General features: G+C 70.6%; 16 protein-coding genes and 1 riboswitch. Of the genes, 7 read left to right on the forward strand and 9 right to left on the reverse strand.

Features of this window, described 5'->3' with window-relative positions:
- Positions 1 to 71: 71 nt before the first annotated feature.
- Together AC0NH5_RS31325 and AC0NH5_RS31330 are read left to right on the forward strand one after the other, a co-directional pair.
- Positions 72 to 935 carry an MmpS family transport accessory protein gene (locus AC0NH5_RS31325; RefSeq protein WP_474410420.1) on the forward strand — a complete coding sequence of 288 codons (864 nt, stop codon included), beginning with the start codon at positions 72 to 74 and terminating at the stop codon, positions 933 to 935.
- An 8-nt stretch (positions 936 to 943) separates the two neighbouring features.
- On the forward strand, positions 944 to 2,116 hold the full coding sequence (locus tag AC0NH5_RS31330) for a pyridoxal phosphate-dependent aminotransferase (RefSeq protein WP_474410421.1): 1,173 nt from the start codon (positions 944 to 946) through the stop codon (positions 2,114 to 2,116).
- Positions 2,117 to 2,269: 153 nt separating this feature from the next.
- Here AC0NH5_RS31330 and glmM read toward each other — a convergent pair whose 3' ends face one another.
- The 3 genes from glmM to rplM form a co-directional block, all read right to left on the reverse strand.
- Positions 2,270 to 3,622 carry a phosphoglucosamine mutase gene (gene glmM, locus AC0NH5_RS31335; protein ID WP_474410422.1) on the reverse strand — a complete coding sequence of 451 codons (1,353 nt, stop codon included), beginning with the start codon at positions 3,620 to 3,622 and terminating at the stop codon, positions 2,270 to 2,272.
- Positions 3,623 to 3,787: 165 nt separating this feature from the next.
- Positions 3,788 to 4,294 (reverse strand): 30S ribosomal protein S9, encoded by a 507-nt coding sequence (gene rpsI, locus AC0NH5_RS31340; protein ID WP_474410423.1) that lies wholly within the window; start codon positions 4,292 to 4,294, stop codon positions 3,788 to 3,790.
- Positions 4,295 to 4,314: 20 nt separating this feature from the next.
- Positions 4,315 to 4,758 carry a 50S ribosomal protein L13 gene (gene rplM / locus AC0NH5_RS31345; protein ID WP_122976267.1) on the reverse strand — a complete coding sequence of 148 codons (444 nt, stop codon included), beginning with the start codon at positions 4,756 to 4,758 and terminating at the stop codon, positions 4,315 to 4,317.
- Between the two features lie 617 nt (positions 4,759 to 5,375).
- Between rplM and AC0NH5_RS31350 the strand changes: the two genes are divergently transcribed.
- Positions 5,376 to 6,671, forward strand: coding sequence for a uroporphyrinogen-III synthase (locus AC0NH5_RS31350; protein ID WP_474410424.1), 1,296 nt, complete (start codon positions 5,376 to 5,378; stop codon positions 6,669 to 6,671).
- A gap of 260 nt (positions 6,672 to 6,931) precedes the next feature.
- Here AC0NH5_RS31350 and AC0NH5_RS31355 read toward each other — a convergent pair whose 3' ends face one another.
- From AC0NH5_RS31355 to AC0NH5_RS31375, 5 genes are read right to left on the reverse strand one after another with little or no spacing between them, the layout of a single operon-like run.
- Entirely contained in the window at positions 6,932 to 7,474 is a 543-nt protein-coding gene (locus tag AC0NH5_RS31355) for a GNAT family N-acetyltransferase (protein WP_474410426.1), read from the reverse strand.
- A 10-nt stretch (positions 7,475 to 7,484) separates the two neighbouring features.
- Entirely contained in the window at positions 7,485 to 8,117 is a 633-nt protein-coding gene (locus AC0NH5_RS31360) for a GTP-binding protein (RefSeq protein WP_474410428.1), read from the reverse strand.
- Positions 8,098 to 8,460, reverse strand: coding sequence for a DUF742 domain-containing protein (locus AC0NH5_RS31365; protein WP_474410430.1), 363 nt, complete (start codon positions 8,458 to 8,460; stop codon positions 8,098 to 8,100). Before AC0NH5_RS31365 ends, AC0NH5_RS31360 begins: the two co-directional genes overlap by 20 nt.
- Positions 8,461 to 8,503: 43 nt before the next feature.
- Positions 8,504 to 8,911 (reverse strand): roadblock/LC7 domain-containing protein, encoded by a 408-nt coding sequence (locus AC0NH5_RS31370; protein ID WP_474410432.1) that lies wholly within the window; start codon positions 8,909 to 8,911, stop codon positions 8,504 to 8,506.
- The gene (locus tag AC0NH5_RS31375) at positions 8,908 to 12,096 is read right to left on the reverse strand and encodes a sensor histidine kinase (RefSeq protein WP_474410434.1); all 3,189 of its coding nucleotides are present in this window, start codon (positions 12,094 to 12,096) and stop codon (positions 8,908 to 8,910) included. Before AC0NH5_RS31375 ends, AC0NH5_RS31370 begins: the two co-directional genes overlap by 4 nt.
- 588 nt (positions 12,097 to 12,684) lie before the next feature.
- On the opposite strand from AC0NH5_RS31375, the gene AC0NH5_RS31380 reads away from it, so the two are divergent.
- The 4 genes from AC0NH5_RS31380 (at position 12,685) to AC0NH5_RS31395 (ending at position 17,813) form a co-directional block, all read left to right on the forward strand.
- Complete coding sequence (locus tag AC0NH5_RS31380; protein ID WP_474410436.1) at positions 12,685 to 14,238, forward strand: hypothetical protein; 1,554 nt, start codon at positions 12,685 to 12,687, stop codon at positions 14,236 to 14,238.
- 117 nt (positions 14,239 to 14,355) lie between these two features.
- Positions 14,356 to 14,775: a ribonuclease domain-containing protein gene (locus AC0NH5_RS31385; RefSeq protein WP_474410438.1), complete on the forward strand. Its 420-nt coding sequence runs from the start codon at positions 14,356 to 14,358 to the stop codon at positions 14,773 to 14,775.
- 200 nt (positions 14,776 to 14,975) lie between these two features.
- A riboswitch (cyclic di-GMP riboswitch) is annotated at positions 14,976 to 15,050 on the forward strand.
- Between the two features lie 16 nt (positions 15,051 to 15,066).
- The gene (locus AC0NH5_RS31390; protein ID WP_474410440.1) at positions 15,067 to 15,510 is read left to right on the forward strand and encodes a hypothetical protein; all 444 of its coding nucleotides are present in this window, start codon (positions 15,067 to 15,069) and stop codon (positions 15,508 to 15,510) included.
- A gap of 89 nt (positions 15,511 to 15,599) precedes the next feature.
- Entirely contained in the window at positions 15,600 to 17,813 is a 2,214-nt protein-coding gene (locus AC0NH5_RS31395) for a DUF5305 family protein (RefSeq protein WP_474410442.1), read from the forward strand.
- Positions 17,814 to 17,822: 9 nt separating this feature from the next.
- Here the strand turns inward: AC0NH5_RS31395 and thiC are convergent, their stop codons facing one another.
- Complete coding sequence (thiC, locus tag AC0NH5_RS31400; protein WP_474410444.1) at positions 17,823 to 19,352, reverse strand: phosphomethylpyrimidine synthase ThiC; 1,530 nt, start codon at positions 19,350 to 19,352, stop codon at positions 17,823 to 17,825.
- Positions 19,353 to 19,387: the final 35 nt, after the last annotated feature.

Below are 19,387 nucleotides of genomic sequence, written 5' to 3' on the forward strand. Positions count from 1 at the left end.
ATGATCCACGTGCGGAGCTGGCGTACCGTCGACTACGGCGATTTCACGGGGAGGAAGAGGCCGGAGGAAGCATGAGCGAGCCGCAGCCGCCACGACCGCCCGAATTCAAGCCCGGACAGGCCGGCCAGCAGCCGTACGAGCCGGCCCCGGAGTACCCGCCCACCTCCCAGTTCCCGCCGGTCAACTACGCGCCGCCGGGACAGCAGCCGGACTACGGCCGCGACGAGTACCCGCCCACCGGTTACGCGCCCCCGCCGTACGCCGACCAGCCGCAATCCGGGCCGCCGCAATCCGGGCCGCCACAATCCGGGCCGCCGGGGTACGGCCCGCCCGGGTACGGCCCGCCGGGTTATGGGCCGCCGCCGCCCCGGCGGAGCAACAAACCGCTGATCGCGGTCATCCTGGCGGTCTCGGTGCTGCTCTGCGGCGGGGTGATCACCTCCGGTGTCCTGCTGGTCCAGCGGGCCACCGAGAAGGTGGAGGAGGTGGCCGCGCCGATCCTCGAGCCGACGCTGCCGGCCCTGCCGACCGACGCACCCGGCTGGCCCGGTTTTCCCGGCGAACTGCCCACCGAGCTGCCGACCGACCTGCCGACCGACCTGCCCGCTCTGCCCACCGACCTGCCGGGTCTCCCGGGCCTCGACGAGAGCCGGAAATTCACCGTGACCTACGAGGTGAAAGGCGACGGACCGGCGAGGATCATCTACGTCGAACGGCTGCGCGGGACACCCAAGGTGCTGGACAACGTCGACCTGCCGTGGAAGGTGACCACCGACATGGAGGGCCTCGCCACCGTCTCGATCATCGCCCAGCGGGTGAGCCCGGACGAGGGCTCGATCACCTGCCGGGCCACGGTCGACGGCAAAGAGGTGGTCGAGCAGACCACGAACGGCGCGGTGGCGACGACGACCTGCAACAAGCTCGTCTACAACTGAGGAGCGCCGTGACTGATCCCCTCGTGGAGCGGATGCGCCCGTTCGGCACCACCATCTTCGCCGAGATGTCGGCACTGGCGGCCCGCACCGGCGCGGTCAACCTCGGCCAGGGCTTCCCGGACTCCGACGGTCCGCCCGAGATGCTCGCCGCGGCCGCCGAGGCGCTGGCGTCCGGCGCGAACCAGTACCCACCACTGGCCGGCATCCCATCCCTGCGCGCCGCGATCGCCGCGCACGAGCAGCGGTTCTGGAGCCTGACCCGGGACCCGGACACCGAGGTCGCGGTGACCGCCGGCGCCACCGAGGCGGTCGCGGCGTCCATCCTGGCGCTGTGCGAGCCCGGTGACGAGGTGGTGTGCTTCGAGCCGTACTACGACTCGTACGCGGCCTCCATCACCCTCGCCGGGGCGGTCCGCCGTCCCGTCACGCTGCGCCCCGGCCCGTCCGGGCGCTACGAGTTCGACGTCGAGGAGTTGCGGGCGGCGTTCACCGGGAGAACCCGCCTGGTGCTGCTCAACTCGCCGCACAACCCGACCGGCAAGGTGTTCACACCGGACGAGCTGAGCCTGATCGCCGGCCTCTGCCAGGAACACGACGTCTACGCGGTGACCGACGAGGTGTACGAGCATCTCGTCTTCCCGGACGCCGGCTCGCCACACGTGCCGCTGGCCGGCCTGCCCGGCATGCGCGAACGCACCCTGCGCATCTCCTCGGCCGGCAAGACCTTCTCCTGCACCGGCTGGAAGGTCGGCTGGGCGACCGGCCCGGCCCGCCTGATCTCCGCGATGCTGCGGGTCAAGCAGTTCCTGACGTTCGTCAACGCGGCGCCCCTGCAGCCCGCCGTGGCCGTAGCGCTGGGCCTGCCGGACAGCTACTTCACCGGCTTCACGGCCGGCCTGCGGGAGCGCCGGGACCACCTGGTCGCCGGGCTCACCGACGCCGGACTGGCCGTCCTGCCGTCCGAGGGCACCTATTTCGTGACCGCCGACATCCGGCCGCTGGGCGGCACGGACGGGGTCGAGTTCTGCCGTGCGCTGCCCACGCGGTGCGGTGTCGTGGCCGTGCCCACCCAGGTCTTCTACGACCATCAGGAGGCCGGGCGCCACCTCATCCGGTTCGCCTTCTGCAAGCGCGCCGAAGTGATCGACGAGGCCGTGCAGAGGCTGAAAGCGCTGAAGTAGGAGGCGGGGCCGAGTCCGCGACACACCGGGACGCGGGGCCGGCCTTCCTCGCCGGCGGCATCGCGTCGTTGCGGGGCGGGGCGGGCCCTCCTCGCCGGGGGCATCGCGTCGTTGCGGGGCGGGGCCGGCCGTTGCGGCCGGCCCCGCGTCGACTCAGGCCGGGCTGGCCGACCGGACCTCTTCCGCGATCCGCTCGGCCACGGTGCGCGCGTTCTCCTCGGTGGCGGCCTCGACCATCACCCGGACCAGCGGCTCGGTGCCCGACGGCCGCAGCAGCACCCGCCCGGTCTCGCCCAGCTCGTTCTCGGCCAGCGCCACGGCGGCCTGCACGGTCGGCGCGGCCGCGCCGGCCTCCCGGTCACCGACCCGCACGTTGATCAGGACCTGCGGCAGCGTGTGCACCACGGCCGCCAGGTCCGCCAGGGACTTGCCGCTCGCCGCGACGTGCGCCATCAGGTGCAGGCCGGTCAGCACGCCGTCGCCGGTCGTTGCGAACGCCGGCATCACGATGTGCCCGCTCTGCTCGCCGCCGAGGGCCAGCCCCCCGTTCTGGAGCTCCTCCAGCACGTACCGGTCGCCGACCTTGGTCTCGATCAGCCGGATCCCCGCCTGCTTCATGGCGATCCGCAGGCCCAGGTTGCTCATCACGGTGGCGACCAGTGTGTCGTCGGTCAGCGTGCCGGCGTCGCGCATCGCCAGTGCCAGGATCGCCATGATCTGGTCGCCGTCGACGACATCGCCGGCCGCGGTGACCGCCAGGCAGCGGTCGGCGTCGCCGTCGTGGGCGAGCCCGAGGTCGGCGCCCTCCCGCAGCACCGCGTCACGCACCTTGTCGAGGTGGGTGGAGCCGCACTCGTCGTTGATGTTCAGGCCGTCCGGCTCCGCGTGGATCGCGATCACCTCGGCGCCGGCCTCGCGGTACGCCACCGGGCCGACCTCGCTGGCCGCGCCGTTCGCGCAGTCCACCACGACCTTGAGCCCGTCCAGTCCGTTCGGCAGCGACTCGATCAGGTGCTTGATGTAGTGCTCGGCGCCGTCCAGCAGGTCGTGCACCCGGCCGATCGCGGCGCCGGTAGGGCGGCCGATCACGCCGTGCCCGTCCTGGACGGCCCGCTCGATGCGCTCCTCCAGCTCGTCGGGCAGCTTGGTGCCGCCCGCGGCGAAGAGCTTGATCCCGTTGTCCGGCATGGGGTTGTGCGAGGCAGAGAGCATCACGCCCAGATCGGCATTGGTCTGCCCGACGAGGTACGCGACCGCCGGCGTGGGAAGCACACCGACCCGCACCACGTTGGCCCCGGCACTGGTCAGGCCCGCGACGACCGCGGCCTCCAGCATCTCGCCGCTGGCCCGGGGGTCACGCCCCACGATCGCCAGTGGCTGATGGCTGCTGTCGGCCTCGACCAGGACCCGTGCGGCCGCGACCGCGACCGAGAGGGCCAGTTCGGGGGTGAGCAGATCGCCGTTCGCGAGACCGCGAACGCCGTCCGTGCCGAAGAGTCGCCCCATGGCGGCTTCCTTTCGCCGGTGACACGCCGACCTCAAGCCTGCTACAGCGAAAGGCCGGGGAGGAGTACCGGAACGGTTGGTTGGGGAGGGAGTAAAACGGCGACGGCCGAGCACCCCTCCTCATATCGGAGGTGTGCTCGACCGTCGGTCGAACATCGCGCGAGATTAGCGCTTCGAGTACTGCGGTGCCTTACGGGCCTTCTTGAGACCGTACTTCTTGCTCTCCTTGACCCGGGCGTCCCGGGTGAGGAAGCCGGCCTTCTTCAGGGCCGGGCGGTCGTCCGGCTCGTCCACGATCAGCGCGCGGGAGATGGCCAGGCGCAGCGCGCCGGCCTGGCCGGTGATGCCGCCACCACGGAGGTTCGCGACCACGTCGAACTGCTCGGTGCGCTCGGTGGTGACGAGCGGCTCACGGATGAGCTGCTGGTGCACCTTGCTGGGGAAGTAACTCTCCAGCTCCCGGCCGTTGCAGGTGATCTTGCCGGAGCCCGGCACGATGCGCACCCGGACGATGGCCTCCTTGCGGCGGCCGACGGTCTGGATCGGACGGCCACCGGGACGCGGGGCGCGGACCGGGGCCGGCGCGGGCGTCTCGACGACGACAACCGTCTCAGCGGGCTCCTCGACGGTCTCGACGGTCTCGACGACCTCGGGCTCGGTGATGTCCGTCATGCTGCTGCCTTCTCCCGCGCTCACTGCGCGATCTGCTTGATTTCGAACGGCTGCGGCTGCTGGGCGGCATGCGGGTGCTCAGCGCCGGGGTAGACCTTCAGCTTCTTGATGATCTGACGGGCGAGCTTGTTGTGCGGAAGCATGCCCTTGACCGCGAGCTCGATCGCCTTCTCGGGGCGCTTCGACAGCAGCTCCTCGTAGCCGACCTGCTTGAGACCACCCGGGTAACCGGAGTGACGGTAGGCGACCTTGGTCTGCCGCTTGTTACCGGTCAGCGCCACCTTGCCCGCGTTGATGATCACCACGAAGTCGCCGGTGTCGACGTGCGGAGCGAACGTGGGCTTGTGCTTACCACGCAGGAGGGTCGCGGTGTGGGTGGCCAGGCGGCCCAGAACGACGTCAGAAGCGTCGATAATGTGCCACTGACGCTCGATCTCACCCGGCTTCGGGCTGTACGTACGCACAGAATTACCTTGTCTCGTCGTCGGTCTGGGGGCGCGCGCTGGCGGCGTCCGACTCACAGTCGCTCGCAGCTGTCGCACAACAGCAGGCAACAATACCCGGCCGCGCGGCGCGTGGTCAAAACAGCCATGATCAGCGCAGCCGTGATCGCAGCAGCACTGATCCAAGCAGCAACTGGTTCAGGGCTGGACCCCAAACATAGCTAGCATACTCTGCGCTCCGGACGAGCCCGACGCGGGTCGGACAAGTCACTCGATGCGTCTTAGCAGGCTCGAAACAAAAGGGACGCCGCGCCGAAATTCCACCCCGGCACGCTTCCGGACATGGCCAACGGTGCGAACCTGTCGACGACGCGACCCGGGATTGGCCGGTGCCGCGCCGGGGGGCGCACCATGGAGAGACCACCGTCAGGGTTGAGGACGGACCTGACGGTGTCCGCCGGGCCGGGCGACCGGTTCGGTGAGGAGAAGTCGCGGCGTGCCCCGGACGGAGGTACGGCGAGGAACGCAGGCGTGACATGGGAGCGGGTCTGCGCCGAGGACGGCGGGCCTCGAGCGTGCCCTTCGGTGGACCGTTCGGCCACGCCGCGACTTCTCGAACCACTCGGCCCGGGCATCGGATGATCGACCGGACCCCGGCAGACAGGCGGGCGGCGCTGACCGCGGCCGCCCTGACCGAACCGGCCGCCTCCCTCTCCGGCTACACCATCGGGGTGACCGCCGACCGCCGCAAGGACGAGTTGGCCACCCTCCTGGAGGCACGCGGCGCCCGCGTGGTGATCGCCCCGGCCCTGCGCATCGTCCCGATCGCCGACGACGCCGAGCTGCGCGCCGCCACCCGCGCCTGCCTCGACACCCCACCCGACATCGTGCTGGTCAACACCGGCATCGGCATGCGCGGCTGGCTGGAGGCCGCCGACGGCTGGGGCCTGTCCGAGCCGCTGCGCGCCGTCCTCGGCCGCGCCTATCTGGTCGCCCGCGGACCCAAGGCCCGGGCCGCCGTGCGCACCGCCGGGCTGCACGACGACTGGTCCCCCGACGGTGAGGGTTACGACGAGGTCGTCGAGCACCTCATCGGCCGGGGCATCGCCGGCCTGACCGTCGCCATGCAGCTCCACGGCGAGAGCCAGCCGGAGTACACCGAGGCTCTGCAGTCGGCCGGCGCCCGGGTGATCGAGGTGCCGGTCTACCGCTGGGCGCCGCCCACCGATCCGGCACCCCTGCACCGCCTCGTCGACCTGATCATCGGGAAGCTGGTCGACGCCGTGACGTTCACCTCGGCCGCCGCCGTCCAGGCCGTGCTCCGGGCCGCCGGAACCGCCGGCCGCGCCGCCCGCACCGGCAGCGCCCTGCTCGGCGGTGGTGCCCTGCTCGGCGGTGGTGCTTCGCTCGGAGGTGGTGCTTCGCTCGGAGGTGGTGCCCTGACCGGCGGTGGCGCCTTGATCGGCGGTGGCGAGCTCGACGGCGCCGACTCCGAGGCCCTGCTGGACGCCCTGCGCACCGACGTCCTGGCGGCCGGCGTCGGCCCGGTCACCGCCGCCCCGTTGCGCCGCCTCGGCATCCCCGTCGTCACCCCGGCCCGCGCCCGCCTCAGCGCCCTGGTCCGGGCCATCGTCGACGAGCTGCCCAAACGTGCCGTCACCCTGGAGGTGTCCGGCCACTCCCTCACGCTCCGCGGTCACGCCGCGATCGTCGACGGAGAGCTCCGTCCGCTCGCCCCGGGCCCGATGGCCGTGCTCCGTGCGCTGGCCGTCTCGCCAGGCCGGGTCCTCTCCCGGGCCGCTCTCCTCCAGGCCCTCCCCCGCGGCGCGGACGAGCACGCGGTCGAGATGGCCGTCGCCCGGCTCCGCGCCGGCCTGGCCGTCCCCGGCGTGATCCAGACCGTGGTCAAGCGCGGCTACCGCCTCCCCCTCTGACCAGCTGTGTGAACTTCCGGCTCGATACGCACCCCAACTTCACACGCAGGGGTGGGGCACCGCAGCGTGGGGAGTTCGGGCTCGATACGCACCCCAACTTCACACGCGGGGTTGGGGAGCGGGACCACTCACGCAGGTTGCCGGGTGGTGGGGAGTGGTTTGGACGCGTAGCGGCCAGCGAGCCGCCGCCCGGCCCTCGGCGTGAGCAGCGGTCTGTACCCACCACCCCGCTACGACATCGATCTTCCGATTCTGATCTTTCAGCGATCGGTGCGGATGCGGGAGTAGATCGCGAGATCGACGCGGCCACCGTGGATCACGCCGGCGCTGCGGGCGACGCCCTCGTGGACGAAGCCGGCCTTGACCGCCACCCGGGCCGACGCCAGGTTCTCCGGGGCGATGCGCAGTTCGACGCGCTCGAGACCGAACTCCTCGACGGCCCAGCGCGCCAGGCCGGCTGTCGCCTCGGTCATCAGGCCGCGGCCGCGGAATCCGGGCATGGTCCAGTAACCGATCTCGGTGACCCGGGCCGCCCAGTCGGTGCGCTTGAGATCGATCACGCCGGCGAACGCACCGTCGTGGTCGACGGCGCGGACGACGCCCTGACCGGCGGCGCGCATGCCCGGGGCCAGCTTCGTGATGAAGGTGATCGCGTGCTCCACTGTGTACGGCCGGGGCAGCGGCAACCACCGTTGCGTGACGGGGTCGGAGGCTCCGGCCACCACGTCCGCCGCGTCGGACTCACGCAGCGGACGGAGAGTCAGCCGGTCGGTCTTCAGCACCAGGTCGGGGAAGATCTCCACCGGCCGGAGCCTAGCCGACGGTGGCTGGGTGGCCCTGCTCGTGTTCGGCCACGAGGGTCGCCATCGCATGCTCGACCACTCCGATCAGCACGGCCTTGACCGAATCGCGATGACGCGCGTCGCACATCACCAGCGGCACGCGCTGCGGGATGGCGAGCGCCTCCCGAACCTCCTCCGGCTCGTAACGTGGCGCGTTGTCGAAGCAGTTGACCGCGACGAGGTACGGCAGGTGCCGGTTCTCGAAGTAGTCCAGTGGCGCGAACGCGTCGGCGAGCCGGCGGGTGTCGACGAGAACCGCCGCACCGACCGCACCGCGGATCAACTCGTCCCACATGAACCAGAACCGGGTCTGTCCCGGCGTGCCGAACAGATAGAGGATCAGGTCGTCGGCCATCGTGATGCGGCCGAAGTCCATCGCCACCGTGGTGCTGCCCTTGCCTGGCACCTTCGACGCGTCGTCGATGCCGGCACCGGCCACTGTCATGACCGCTTCCGTGGTGAGGGGCTCGATCTCGGAGACTGCGCCGACAAGAGTCGTCTTGCCCACGCCGAATCCACCTGCGACAACGATCTTCGCGGAGGTGATCTCCGTGGGATGCGTCCCCGTACGCTTCCCCGCCCCTTCAGAGCTTGCGAAGTCCACTCAACACCCTTCCCAGCAGATCCAGCCGCTCCGTGAACCCAGTCTTGGGAGCGGCACTGTGCAGCTGAAGCAGCCCGTCGGCGACCAGGTCGGCGACGAGCACCCGGGTAACCCCCAGTGGCATCCGGGTCAACGCCGACAGCTCAGCGAGCGATTGTGCTTTCGGCTCACACAGCACGGCGAGGCGGTACTTGTCGTGTCCGGCGAACCGTGCCTCCTGCACGGCTGCCGCACTGGCGATCAGGACCGCCTCGATCGGGATGTCCCTGATCGGTTCGGTCCGGCCGCGCGTGACCGCGTACGGCCGCACCAGGTTGCCCCGGGGATCGTGCGGCTCTGTCATGTCGCGGTCACCTCTTCTCCGTCAGGGCCCGTGGCCCCGGCGTCTAGTGGCTGACGGCCTCGCGTGGCGCCGGCGACAGTGCGGCGCCGACGCGTTCCACCAGGAGAGCCATCTCGTAGCCGACCTGGCCGACGTCGCAGCTGCGCGCCGCCAGGACCGCCATCGACGAGCCGTCGCTGATGGTCATCAGGAAAAGATAGCCGCTCTCCATTTCGATGATGGTCTGTTGCACGTCACCGGCGCTGAACATTCTGGACGCGCCTTCGGTGAGGCTGACCACGCCGGAGGTGATGGCGGCGAGCTGGTCGGCCCGGTCGGCCGGCAGGTCGCGGGATGACGCCAGCAAGATGCCGTCCGCCGAGACAGCCACCACATGGGCGATACCGGCGACGCTGTCGGCGAAGTTGCTGAGCAGCCAGCCCATGTCATGCATGGTGGGGGGCCTGGTCACTGTCCGTTCTCCTTAGTAACCCGTGTAGCCGGGGCGCCGGATTCGGCCACGCCGTCCGTCCGCCCTCGTTGCACTCCTCTGTGGTACGCGGAAAGGAGCCCGCGAACCTCATCGGGACTGCGACGGTTCTGAGCCCGTGGTGCGGTCTGCACCCCTCCGGGCACTAGTTGCGCCTGTGGGATCCGCTTCGGGAGACCGGATCGGGTGGTGCCGGCGTCGCGAGGTGCGGCGGCGGCGATCGCCCGGTTCCAGCCCTCGTCGGCGGCGGTGCGCCAGCGCTCCTCCGCGGACCGGGCCGGCTCCGTCCCCTGTGCACGGTCGGCCGGCTCGGTGGTACGGGCCGGCGGTTCCGCTGCGCGGGGCCTGGGGATGTCGCCGGTGGCGCGCGGCGGAGGCGGGGTGCGCAGGGGCGTGCTGGAGACCGGCGGCACGGAGACGGGCGGCGCCGAGGCCGGGGCTGCGGACGCCGGCACCGCGGACGCCGGCACTGCGGAGGCCGGGACTGCGGAGGCCGGGGCAGCGGCGAAGGTGTCCGGGGGTGGTGCGTAACCGGCGGTCGGCATGCCTCGCTGGTCGGCGACGTCGTCACCGCCGGCGAACCAGCTGTGCTGCATCTCCATCTGGATCGCCTCGGCTCGCGGCGCGGCCGGTGGCACCTCGGGAAGTAGCGGGGGGAGCGCGGCCATCGCGGCGCCCCAGCCGGGCGCGTTGACTCCGGCCGGTTCGGCTCCCCAGCCGGGGGTGGTCGCAGCGGCCGGCTCCGCGGCTCCCCAGTTGGGCGTGTTGGTCGTCGCGGGCTGGGGGGTGTCCCAGTGCGGCGTGTTGGTCGCGGCACTGTTCCAGTCGAAGGCCTCGGCCTCGGAGGCCTTCGCCGCCTCGGAGGCCTTTGCCACGACGGGCTCCGGGGTGCTCCAGCTGGGTGCCGAGACGGGGTCCGAGGCGCCCCAGCCGGGTCCCGACGTCGGCGCGGCCGCGGCGGGCAGGAGCGGCGCCGGGGGCATCGCGGGAGACGGGTCGCCGGGCCTGGGGGCACGGCTGGGCAGCGGCGGGCGGTCCGGAGTGGGCCGCAGGTCCAGATCGGACGGTTGCACAGCCGGCGGCAGCGACGGCCGGCGGATGGGCTCCGGCGACGCCGGCGCGGACCGGACCGGCGGCCGCGGCTCGGGGATCCGGGGCGGCGGGCCGGCGGTCAGCTGCGGGGGCGGTCCGGGACGGGTCCAGCTCGCCGCGCGTACCGGCGCGGAGGGCACCCCGGGCATCACCACGATCTCGGAGGGCAGCAGCACCTCGGCGATGGTGCCGCCGTCCGGGCCGGGCCGCAGCTCCACGCCGATGCCGTGCCGGGCGGCCAGCCGGGCGATCACCGCGAAGCCCATCAGCCGGAACGCTGACACGTCCACCTGGGCCGGTTCGGCGAGCCGCCGGTTGATCTGCTCCATCTGGTCGGCGGAGATGCCGAGCCCGCGGTCCTCCACCTGCACCACCGCGTGGTCCCCGGTGCGGCCGCCGTGCGCGACCACCACGGTGCTCGGCGGGGAGAAGCGGGTGGCGTTGTCGAGCAGTTCGGCGATCAGGCGTACGACGTCGTTGACGGCGGCCGCGGCGATCAGGATGTCGGTGTCGATCGTGCCGAACTCGATCCGGTGATAGAGCTCGACCTCGGACTGCGCGGCCCGCAGCGCGTCGATCAGCAGCGCGTCCTCGCGGCGCGGCGCGCCCACGTCGGCGCCGGCCAGCACCAGCAGGTTCTCGTCGTTGCGGCGCATCCGGGTGGCGAGGTGGTCCAGCTCGAAGAGGCGGGCCAGCCGCTTCGGGTCCTCCTCCAGCCGCTCGATCTGGTCGAGCTCGCCGATCATCCGGTCCACCAGTGCCTGACTGCGCCGGGCGAGGCTCAGGAACATCGTGGAGACGCTGGTCCGCAGGGCCGCCTGCTCGGCGGCGACCCGGATGGCCTCCCGGTGCACCATGTTGAACGCCTCGGCGACCTGACCGAACTCGTCGTTCTCGGTGACCGGGATCGGGTCCCGGGTCTGCGCGATGATCCTGTCGACGCCGCCATCGCCCAGGTTGTCCGCGTCCTGCAGACGGGTCACCGCGTCCGGCAGATCCCGGTTGGCCACCGCGAGCGCGCCCTCGCGCAGCCGGCGCACCGAGAGGTTCAGCTCGCGTCCCAGGTAGAAGGCGATGGCCAGGGCGGTGAGCAGCACGACCAGCACCACGATGAACTCGAGGGTCGCGCGCTGCGAGCTGTTCGAGCTCTCGTCCTCGGCGACGGTCACGACGTAGCCCTCGAGTTGCCGCTCCGCGCCGCGGAACAGCTCGATCACGTCGGTGAAGGCCTCGCTGATCTCGGAGGGGGTGGCGGCGGACGGACCGGTCAGCCGGGTCGCGAGGTTGTCGGCGACGGCCAGCGCCTCGTTCTGGACCACGGAGTCGACCAGGGTCACCTGCTGCCGGCCCGCGACGGCCCGGAAGTCCTCCAGGGCGTCGGTCCGGATCGCCCGCGCGCCGGCCAGGGCGCTCTGCCGGGTGGCGTTGAAGTCGCTGGTCGCGCGGGACACGAAGGTCACTGCCGCCTGCTCGGCGGCCGCGCCCTCGGCCTTGGTGAAGAAGGCCAGCGCCTTCAGGTTGTTCGCGGCCGAGCCGGGCGCGGTCACCTGGGTGACCACGACCTCGAAGCCACGCAGGTCGGTCAGGGTCCCGGCGTAGCGGTTGGCGACCTCGGCGACGTTGGCGGTCCGCTCGTTGACCCCGGCGCGGGCGTCGCCCAGCCGCCCGAGCTCCTCGTCGATGAGGGTGAGCCGGTCGTCGACCAGCGCCGGCGCGTCCTCGATGGCGGCGCGGTTGGCGCGGAAGATCTCGACCTGCGCGTCCACCGCCTTGACGGCCTCCCGGAACTCGGTCGCCGCGGTGTCGCGCACAGAGAGATAGGAGAGGGCGGCCATCCGCTCGTCGTGCAGCAGCCGGGTCAGGCTGGAGAGGTCGATGCCGAGCTCGGCGAGGTCGGCCACCCGGGCCGCGTCAGCCGCGCGCTCACCGACGTCGACGAGGCGGATCGTCGCCAGCGCCAGCACCGCGGTCAGTGGCAGGAACAGCAACGCGGCGAGCTTGACCCGGAGGCGTGCATCCTTCAGGCGCGGCAAGCCACCACGTCGCGCAGCCAGGCCCGAGGATCCCGTGCTCACGACATCTCCTTCGCGGTCGTCCCCGCCCCACCCGGACACCGGAGCAGGGGGCCCACCAGAGGCTGCGGTCCGGCCCCGTCCGGTGCCCGCAGCAAGGCCCGCGCCGTTTTCGGCACGGCGGCGATTTCATCAGAACGCCGGTCCCTTTGGGAAGTCTGGATCCTCCTGGAAAACGCACGGCTGTCGCAGTGATAACCGCGCGCGGAGGCGGGTCCCGGCACCGCTCCCGGCGTTGACGTGCACGAATGCCTCACCCGCAACCATCCGTAACTGCACGGTCACTGAACACCTTCGCGATTCCAACCACTATGTGGGAATTCCGTCCCGCGGCCTCGATTTCGACTGCGACTCACGTTCGCTCTCACGTTCGCAAGGATTGACGGGAAGCGACGGACTCGCTGTGCGCGTCGCACAGTGTCCACTGCGGACGGACGGCTGGCAAATTGATCCGTATGTCGCCCGCAAGTCACTCACCGTGGTGAAAGGTGAACGACGCTCATCGATGTATCAAGATCGTGACTTTAGGCTTTCTTAAGAACTGGGCGGTGGACTGGCGTGTTGCGCGGAACATTCCGTAACGTGCCCGGCATGGCATTTCGGAGCTGGGTGAAGCTGTTGGCCTCGACCGCCGTGGCAGCGGCAGTGGTCGGCGCGGGTCAACTCGGCATCGCCTACGGGCTCGGCATGGTGCGCCTGGACCTCGACCTCGACGTCACCCTGCGTGATCAGTGGACTGCTCAGCTGGCCTGGGTCGCCTGGATCACGATGACCGCTGCCGCGCTCGGCGCGATCGTCGGCACCGGCCTGCGACCCCGGTGGCGGCCGCAGCCGGTGGGCACCGTCGGCGCCCTCGCGATGGGATTCTCCGCCGGTCTCGGCGCGCTCGCCGTCCTCCCGCTCACCATGCAACCCGCCCGCTCCGCGCAGATCGACGGCGTACGACCGGTGTTCGTTATCGGTGTCTGCGCCGGCCTCGCCGCCGCGCTCGGCATCTTCGCCGCCTGGTCCGCCGCCGCCAAGGTCGGGGCCCGCTGGAGCCTGGCCACCCTGTCCGTCCTGGTCTGGATCGTCGCGCTGGTCTCGGTCGTGCCGTCGCTCCTGCCCGGCCGCACCCCGGTGGCGCCCCGGCTCGGCGTCCTCGAAGGCAGCCTGATCCCGGCCGCCGTCGTGGAGCACACCCCGTTCGTCACCATGCCCGCCCTCGCCCTGCTCTCCGGGCTGATCCTCGGCTGGGTCGCCCGCAGCCGCCGCAGGTCCACGCTCGCCGTCGCCCTCACCGGCCTCGCCGGGCCGGCGGTGCTCACAGTCGCCTACCTGATCGCCGGGCCCAGGCAGACCGCGGCCGGCTTCTCCCTCAATCCGTACTGGGCAGCGATGATCGCCAGCGGCGCCGGCGTGCTCGGCTCGGTGCTGGCCGCCGTCACGCGCGGCGCCCCCTCGGCCGACCGCGCCGAGGAGCCCGGCGAGCCGGGTGAGACCCCGTCCGGCTCACTGCCCCAGGACACCCTGCCGCTGCCCCAGCGGCAGGCGCCGAGCCAGTCGGCGATCGCCGCGGTCGCCGAGGCTGCCGCGCAGCGCCCGGAGGCGCAGCTGCGCCCCTCGGACACCGGCGTCCTCACCGCGCCGGACCGGCCGCATCCGCTTGCGGACCTGGCCAACAGCACCCCGGCCAAGGCGGTTCCGTCACCCTTCTCCTCTGGTACGGGTACGCCGTTCAGCCCGCCCGCCGGCCCGCAGGCCGTGCCGCCCGCCGGCTCGCCAGCCGTGCCGCCCGCCGTGCCGCCTTTTGCCGGCCAGCAGGCGGCGCCCGGTGTCGCCGGGCAGCCGGGTGCGTCCGGGGAGCCGCGGTTCTCCGGTCAGCGTGGGCAGTCCGGCGGTGGTGTGGCGGCGAGCCTGCGGCGCGGCTGGCGCACTCGGGACGCCTCCGAGGAGAACCCGCCGCCCGCGGCGACGCCGCCGTTCAACGGGTTCGCCGCCGCCCAGCCCGGCCCGCGGACCGGCATCGACACCGCCGAGCACCCCCGGACCGCCGCCTCGGCACAGCGCGCCGCACTGTCACCGGACGCGATTCTTCCGCCGGACCGCAACCGCCGCGGCGACTCCGAATATGTCGACTGGGTCAACGGACTCGGCAATTCCTGAATCATCGCTGAACACCGGTGGAATGATCAGACCAGGAGGTACCACGGAAACGCCCACCCGTTGACGATGGTCGATGTCCGGGTCTCATCTCCTCGACGGCATCGGAGTCCGATCAGCATGACGTCCCGCCTCGGCCGGTTCCTCTCCGGTCTCGCCCTGGTCCTCGCCTTCACCGGCACCACGCTGGTCGCCCCCGCCGTGGTGGCGCCCACCCACACCGCCGCCGCCCACGCCGCCGTGTACAACAGCTGCACCATCAGCCGCTGCTCAGCCGCGCGCACCGCCTTCACCGGCTGGGCGTCGCTCGGCTGGCCGACCACCGCCGGCTGGTACTCCTGGCCGTACGGCAACTACAACTACACCGGCGGCCGCTTCTACAACCGCGAGGGTCAACTGCCGTCCGCCACCTACGGCGAGTACGACGTCTACTCCCGCAACCGAGGGGCGGCGCGTGACGCCTACCGGATCGTCGTCAACCGCAGCACCCGCGTCGCATACTTCACCCCGGATCACTACGTGACCTTCTACAAGCTGTAACAGCGCTGACGCGCATCCCGCGGCGGCTGTCTCCGGACAGCCGCCGCGTTCGTGTCTGCCCGGTTTCCCGGCGACCGCTGCAACCCGATAGCACCCTGCACGGGCTCAGGTGCGGAATTCCGAAAAATACCTCGCCCTAAGGCTTAGCCGTGGTGGCCCACAACCGAACAACCTGGCGTAAGCAAATCGAGCATCCGCTCGGCCGACAAAGGCAAACCCGGTGCGAACCGGGGACGCAAAGCCACAGAGCCCACGCGGCTGGCTGGACTACCGACCAAGGGGAGAACAAATATGCGTAACATGATGCAGCTGCTGGGCGGCGTGGCCGTCGCTGGCGTCGTTGCCGCCGGCAGCACCGCCTTCACCGCCAACTCCGGCCTCGCCCTGGCGGGGAGCGGCACCGCGACCACCACCCAGTTCATCGGTGGCACGGTCTCCCAGACCGTGACCGGCGCAACCATCAACGCCATCGTGTACTCCTTCGCGGACGGCGCCGCAAAGACGCAGGTCAACGGCGTGACGATCACCTTCAGCGACAGCGCGGCCAACGGCAAGGCCGTCACCTTGACGCCGAGTGGCGGCGCCTACGGAGACACCAACGTGGCCGACCAGTTCTACTGCCCGGCCGTCAGCGGCACGACTGTCACGTGCGTAACGGCACTCACCGCCGACAGCGGCCACGTGCAGGCCAACTACTACAGCCGCCTGGGCGGCATGCAGATCGTCGTCGCCTAAGCCCCTCCACCCGGGGCGCTGACCTGGCATTCTGCATCAGTGGAAGCTGATCGGGGGGCCTGATCCGACGCTCTGGACGCATCATCGCAATGGCCGCCATCATCATGATGGCGGCCATTGGCGCGTGGGCCATCGGAACCCATCGCGTCTCCTACGTCGTGACCCATGGCGTCAGCATGCAGCCCACCTATCACGCTGGAGATCTAGTAGTCGTTCTGAAGGCGGAATCCTACGAAGTGGGGCAGATCGCCGCATACCATGGGTCTGGCGGGCAGGTGGAGGTGCTGCATCGGATCATCTCCGGTGATGCCGACTCAGGATTTGTCCTCAAAGGAGATAACAACGCTTCCAGCGACCCGCTGACACCCACGGCAAAGGAATTGATCGGGCGGGCGTTTTTACACATCCCTGACGGCGGTGTCTGGCTACAGCCGTTTCTCAGCCCCACCGGTCTGGGGATGCTCGGCTTTCTGTTCGTGAGCGGTGGTACGGCTACAGCCAGGAGTCGCCGCGACGTACCTCGCGGTCGCCGGAAGAAGAAAGTGAAGGGCATGTCTGGGGGGAGCGGCGGGTCCTGGGCGGCAGCGGCGACCGTGATCAAGGCGGTCAACCGCTTACATCCCGCCCTCCGCATCCTGGCCGTCGTCACCGCGCTCTGCGGCGTCATCGGGCTGGGGCTCGGGGTTCTCGGTTTCATGAAGCCGGCCACCGAAACGGTGACCAGCACCGGCAAGGCCGGCGAGTCGATGACTTTCTCCTATTCCGCCGAGGTTCCACGGTCCGCCGCGTACGACGGCACCACCGTCTACTCCCCCGACCCGGTTTTCCGGAAGCTCGCCAATCTGGTCACCCTGCGGATGAACTACACCGGCGAACCCGGCCGGATGAAGGTCGACGCCCGCCTCTCCGCGCAGAACGGCTGGCACACGACCCTGCAGTTGTCACAGGAGAAGCAGTTCGCCACGAGCGCCTACACCGACACCGTTCAGCTGGATCTTCCCGCTCTGGAGAAGCGCGCCGTGGATGCCGGCAAGGCGATCGGCGCCGACATGGGCGCGGTCGCGTTGGCGGTGACCGCGCGGGTCGAGCACGGCGACGGCTCCAGTTTCGCCCCGCAGCTTCCGCTCAATCTGGCTCCGCTGGCGCTCACGCTCGCCGGCGGCGCGGATACGTTGACCGTCGAGGGCTCCACCGCGACCAACGCGGGAACCTCGGTTCGGGATCGCAAGATCGGCGCTTTCGGGTACGACCTTCTCAATGCGCCGGAAGCCCGCCGATACGCCGTCTATCTCCTGCTGGTCGCCATCGTCGGCGCGATCCTCATCGCCATGACGGCTCTGCGTCACGTCCCGTTGCGGACCCGCGCGCAGATCGAGCGGCGCTATCCGCACCTGCTGGTTCCGGTCGAGCCGATGGCCAGCCCGCCCGGCAAGCCGGTCGTCCTCGTCGACACGTTCCCGGCCCTGGTGAAGCTGGCCGAACGCTACGGCCAGATGATCCTGACCTGGACCCGTCCCGACGGCGCCGACGACTTCGTGGTCCGGGACGACGGCATCACCTATCGCTATCGGATCACACCACCCGCACCGGAGCCGATCACAGCGGAAACAGCTCGGACCGAACCTACTTCCCCGGTACGCCGTTCCGCCCCCGTCTCCGCTCCGGTTTCCGCAGCCGCCTTGCCCGCCGCCCCGGAGCTCCCCGTTCCGCAGGCACAGGAAGCCCAGGCACAGGAAGCCCAGCAAGCACAGGAAGCCCAGCAGGCAAAGGAAAGCCAGGCACAGGAAGCCCCGCAGGCACAGAAAGCCCCGCAGGCACAGAAAGCCCCGCAGGCACAGGAAAGCCCGGAGAAGCCCCCGGAAGCCGCTGAGAAACAAGAAGCGGATAGCGAGGCCGCCGATCTGCAAAAGGCCGAGCCGATAACACCGGACCTTCAGATACCGGAGGCAAAGACGGCCACCAAAGCCGCCCCCGCGAAACGAGCCCGCCGCCCGAAACAGAAACCTGCCCCGCCCTCAGCCACCCCGGAAGCCGACACTCCGCCACAATCCGCAGGCCTTCCACCCGAGCCGAAGAAGCGTGCCCCCCGCCGCAAGCCGTCCCCCCGCAAGGCGACCCCCGCCGAAACGGCGACCCCCGCCGAAACGGCGACCCCCGCGGAAACAGAACGGGAAGCGGTGGAGGACCTGGCCGCCCGCAACGAGCAGATCGCCCCCACCGGCGAGCACCACCCGGACGACGACAGCAAGCATCCCGCCATCTTCGACTTCCTGCCGCCGTCCAAGCGCCCGCCCACCCGTTAGAACCCGGGCCTACGACGCGGGCGTCACCGGCAGGTAGACCCGCCCGCCCGCATCCACGAACTCCGACGACTTGGCTTTCATCCCCGCCGCCCGCAGCTCGTGGCTGATCTTCATGGAGCAGAACTTCGGCCCGCACATGGAGCAGAAGTGCGCCGTTTTGGCGGGCGCCGCAGGCAGCGTCTCATCGTGGTAGGCGCGGGCCGTTCCGGGGTCCAGCGCCAGTTCGAACTGGTCCTCCCAGCGGAAGTCGAATCGCGCCCGGGACAGCGCGTCGTCCCATTCCTGAGCTCCCGGATGCCCCTTCGCCAGGTCCGCCGCATGCGCCGCGATCTTGTAGGCGATCATTCCCGCTTTGACGTCGTCCTTGTTGGGGAGCCCCAGGTGTTCCTTGGGGGTGACGTAACACAGCATCGCCGTCCCGAACCATCCGATCATCGCCGCGCCGATGGCCGACGTGATGTGGTCGTAGGCGGGCGCGATGTCGGTGGCCAGCGGCCCGAGCGTGTAGAACGGCGCTCCCCCGCACAGCTCGACCTGCAGATCCACGTTTTCCTTGATCTTGTGCATGGGCACGTGGCCGGGCCCTTCGACCATCACCTGCACGTCGTACTCCCAGGCGATGTGTGTCAGTTCGCCGAGCGTGCGCAGTTCCGCGAACTGCGCCTCGTCGTTGGCGTCCGCGATCGATCCGGGCCGCAGCCCGTCACCGAGGGAGAACGTGATGTCGTACTCCCGGAAGATCTCGCACAGCTCGCGGAAGTGTGTGTAGAGGAAGTTCTCCCGGTGTTCGGCGAGGCACCACGCCGCCATGATCGACCCGCCGCGCGACACGATTCCGGTGACCCGTTCGGCGGCCATCGGCACGTAGGCGAGCAGCACCCCCGCGTGGATCGTCATGTAGTCGACGCCCTGCTCGGCCTGTTCGATCACGGTTTCCCGGAAGATCTCCCAGGTGAGGCGCAGCGGGTCGCCGTTGACCTTTTCCAGCGCCTGATAGATCGGCACGGTTCCGATCGGCACCGGCGAGTTCCGTACGATCGCCTCCCGCGTCTCGTGGATCCGCGGCCCGGTCGACAGATCCATCACGGTGTCGGCGCCCCAGCGCGTCGCCCAGGTCAGCTTTTCGACCTCTTCCTCGACCGACGAGGTGACCGCCGACGTGCCGATGTTCGCGTTGACCTTCACCAGGAACTTCGACCCGATGATCATCGGTTCTGACTCCGGGTGGTTGACGTTGGCCGGCAGCACCGCCCGGCCCGCCGCGATCTCGTCGCGCACCAGGTCGGGCGACACCCCCTCGCGGGTCGCGGCGAACTCCATCTCGGGCGTGACGATGCCGGCGCGGGCGGACGCCAGTTGGGTGCGCCCGGTCCGCCACGGTTTGCGCAGCGGCGGCAGCCCGGCTGACGGGTCGCTGCCCGGCCCGGACGTGTCGTAGAGCCGCACCGGCGGGTTGTCGCCGGTCAGCACCACTTCGGTGAACGGCACCCGGATGTCCGGACGGGTTCCTTCGACGTAGACCTTGCGTCGCATGGACATACCTCCCCAGATAGTGACGAAACCGGCACAAGACG

The organism is Actinoplanes sp. 13 (assembly GCF_056134165.1).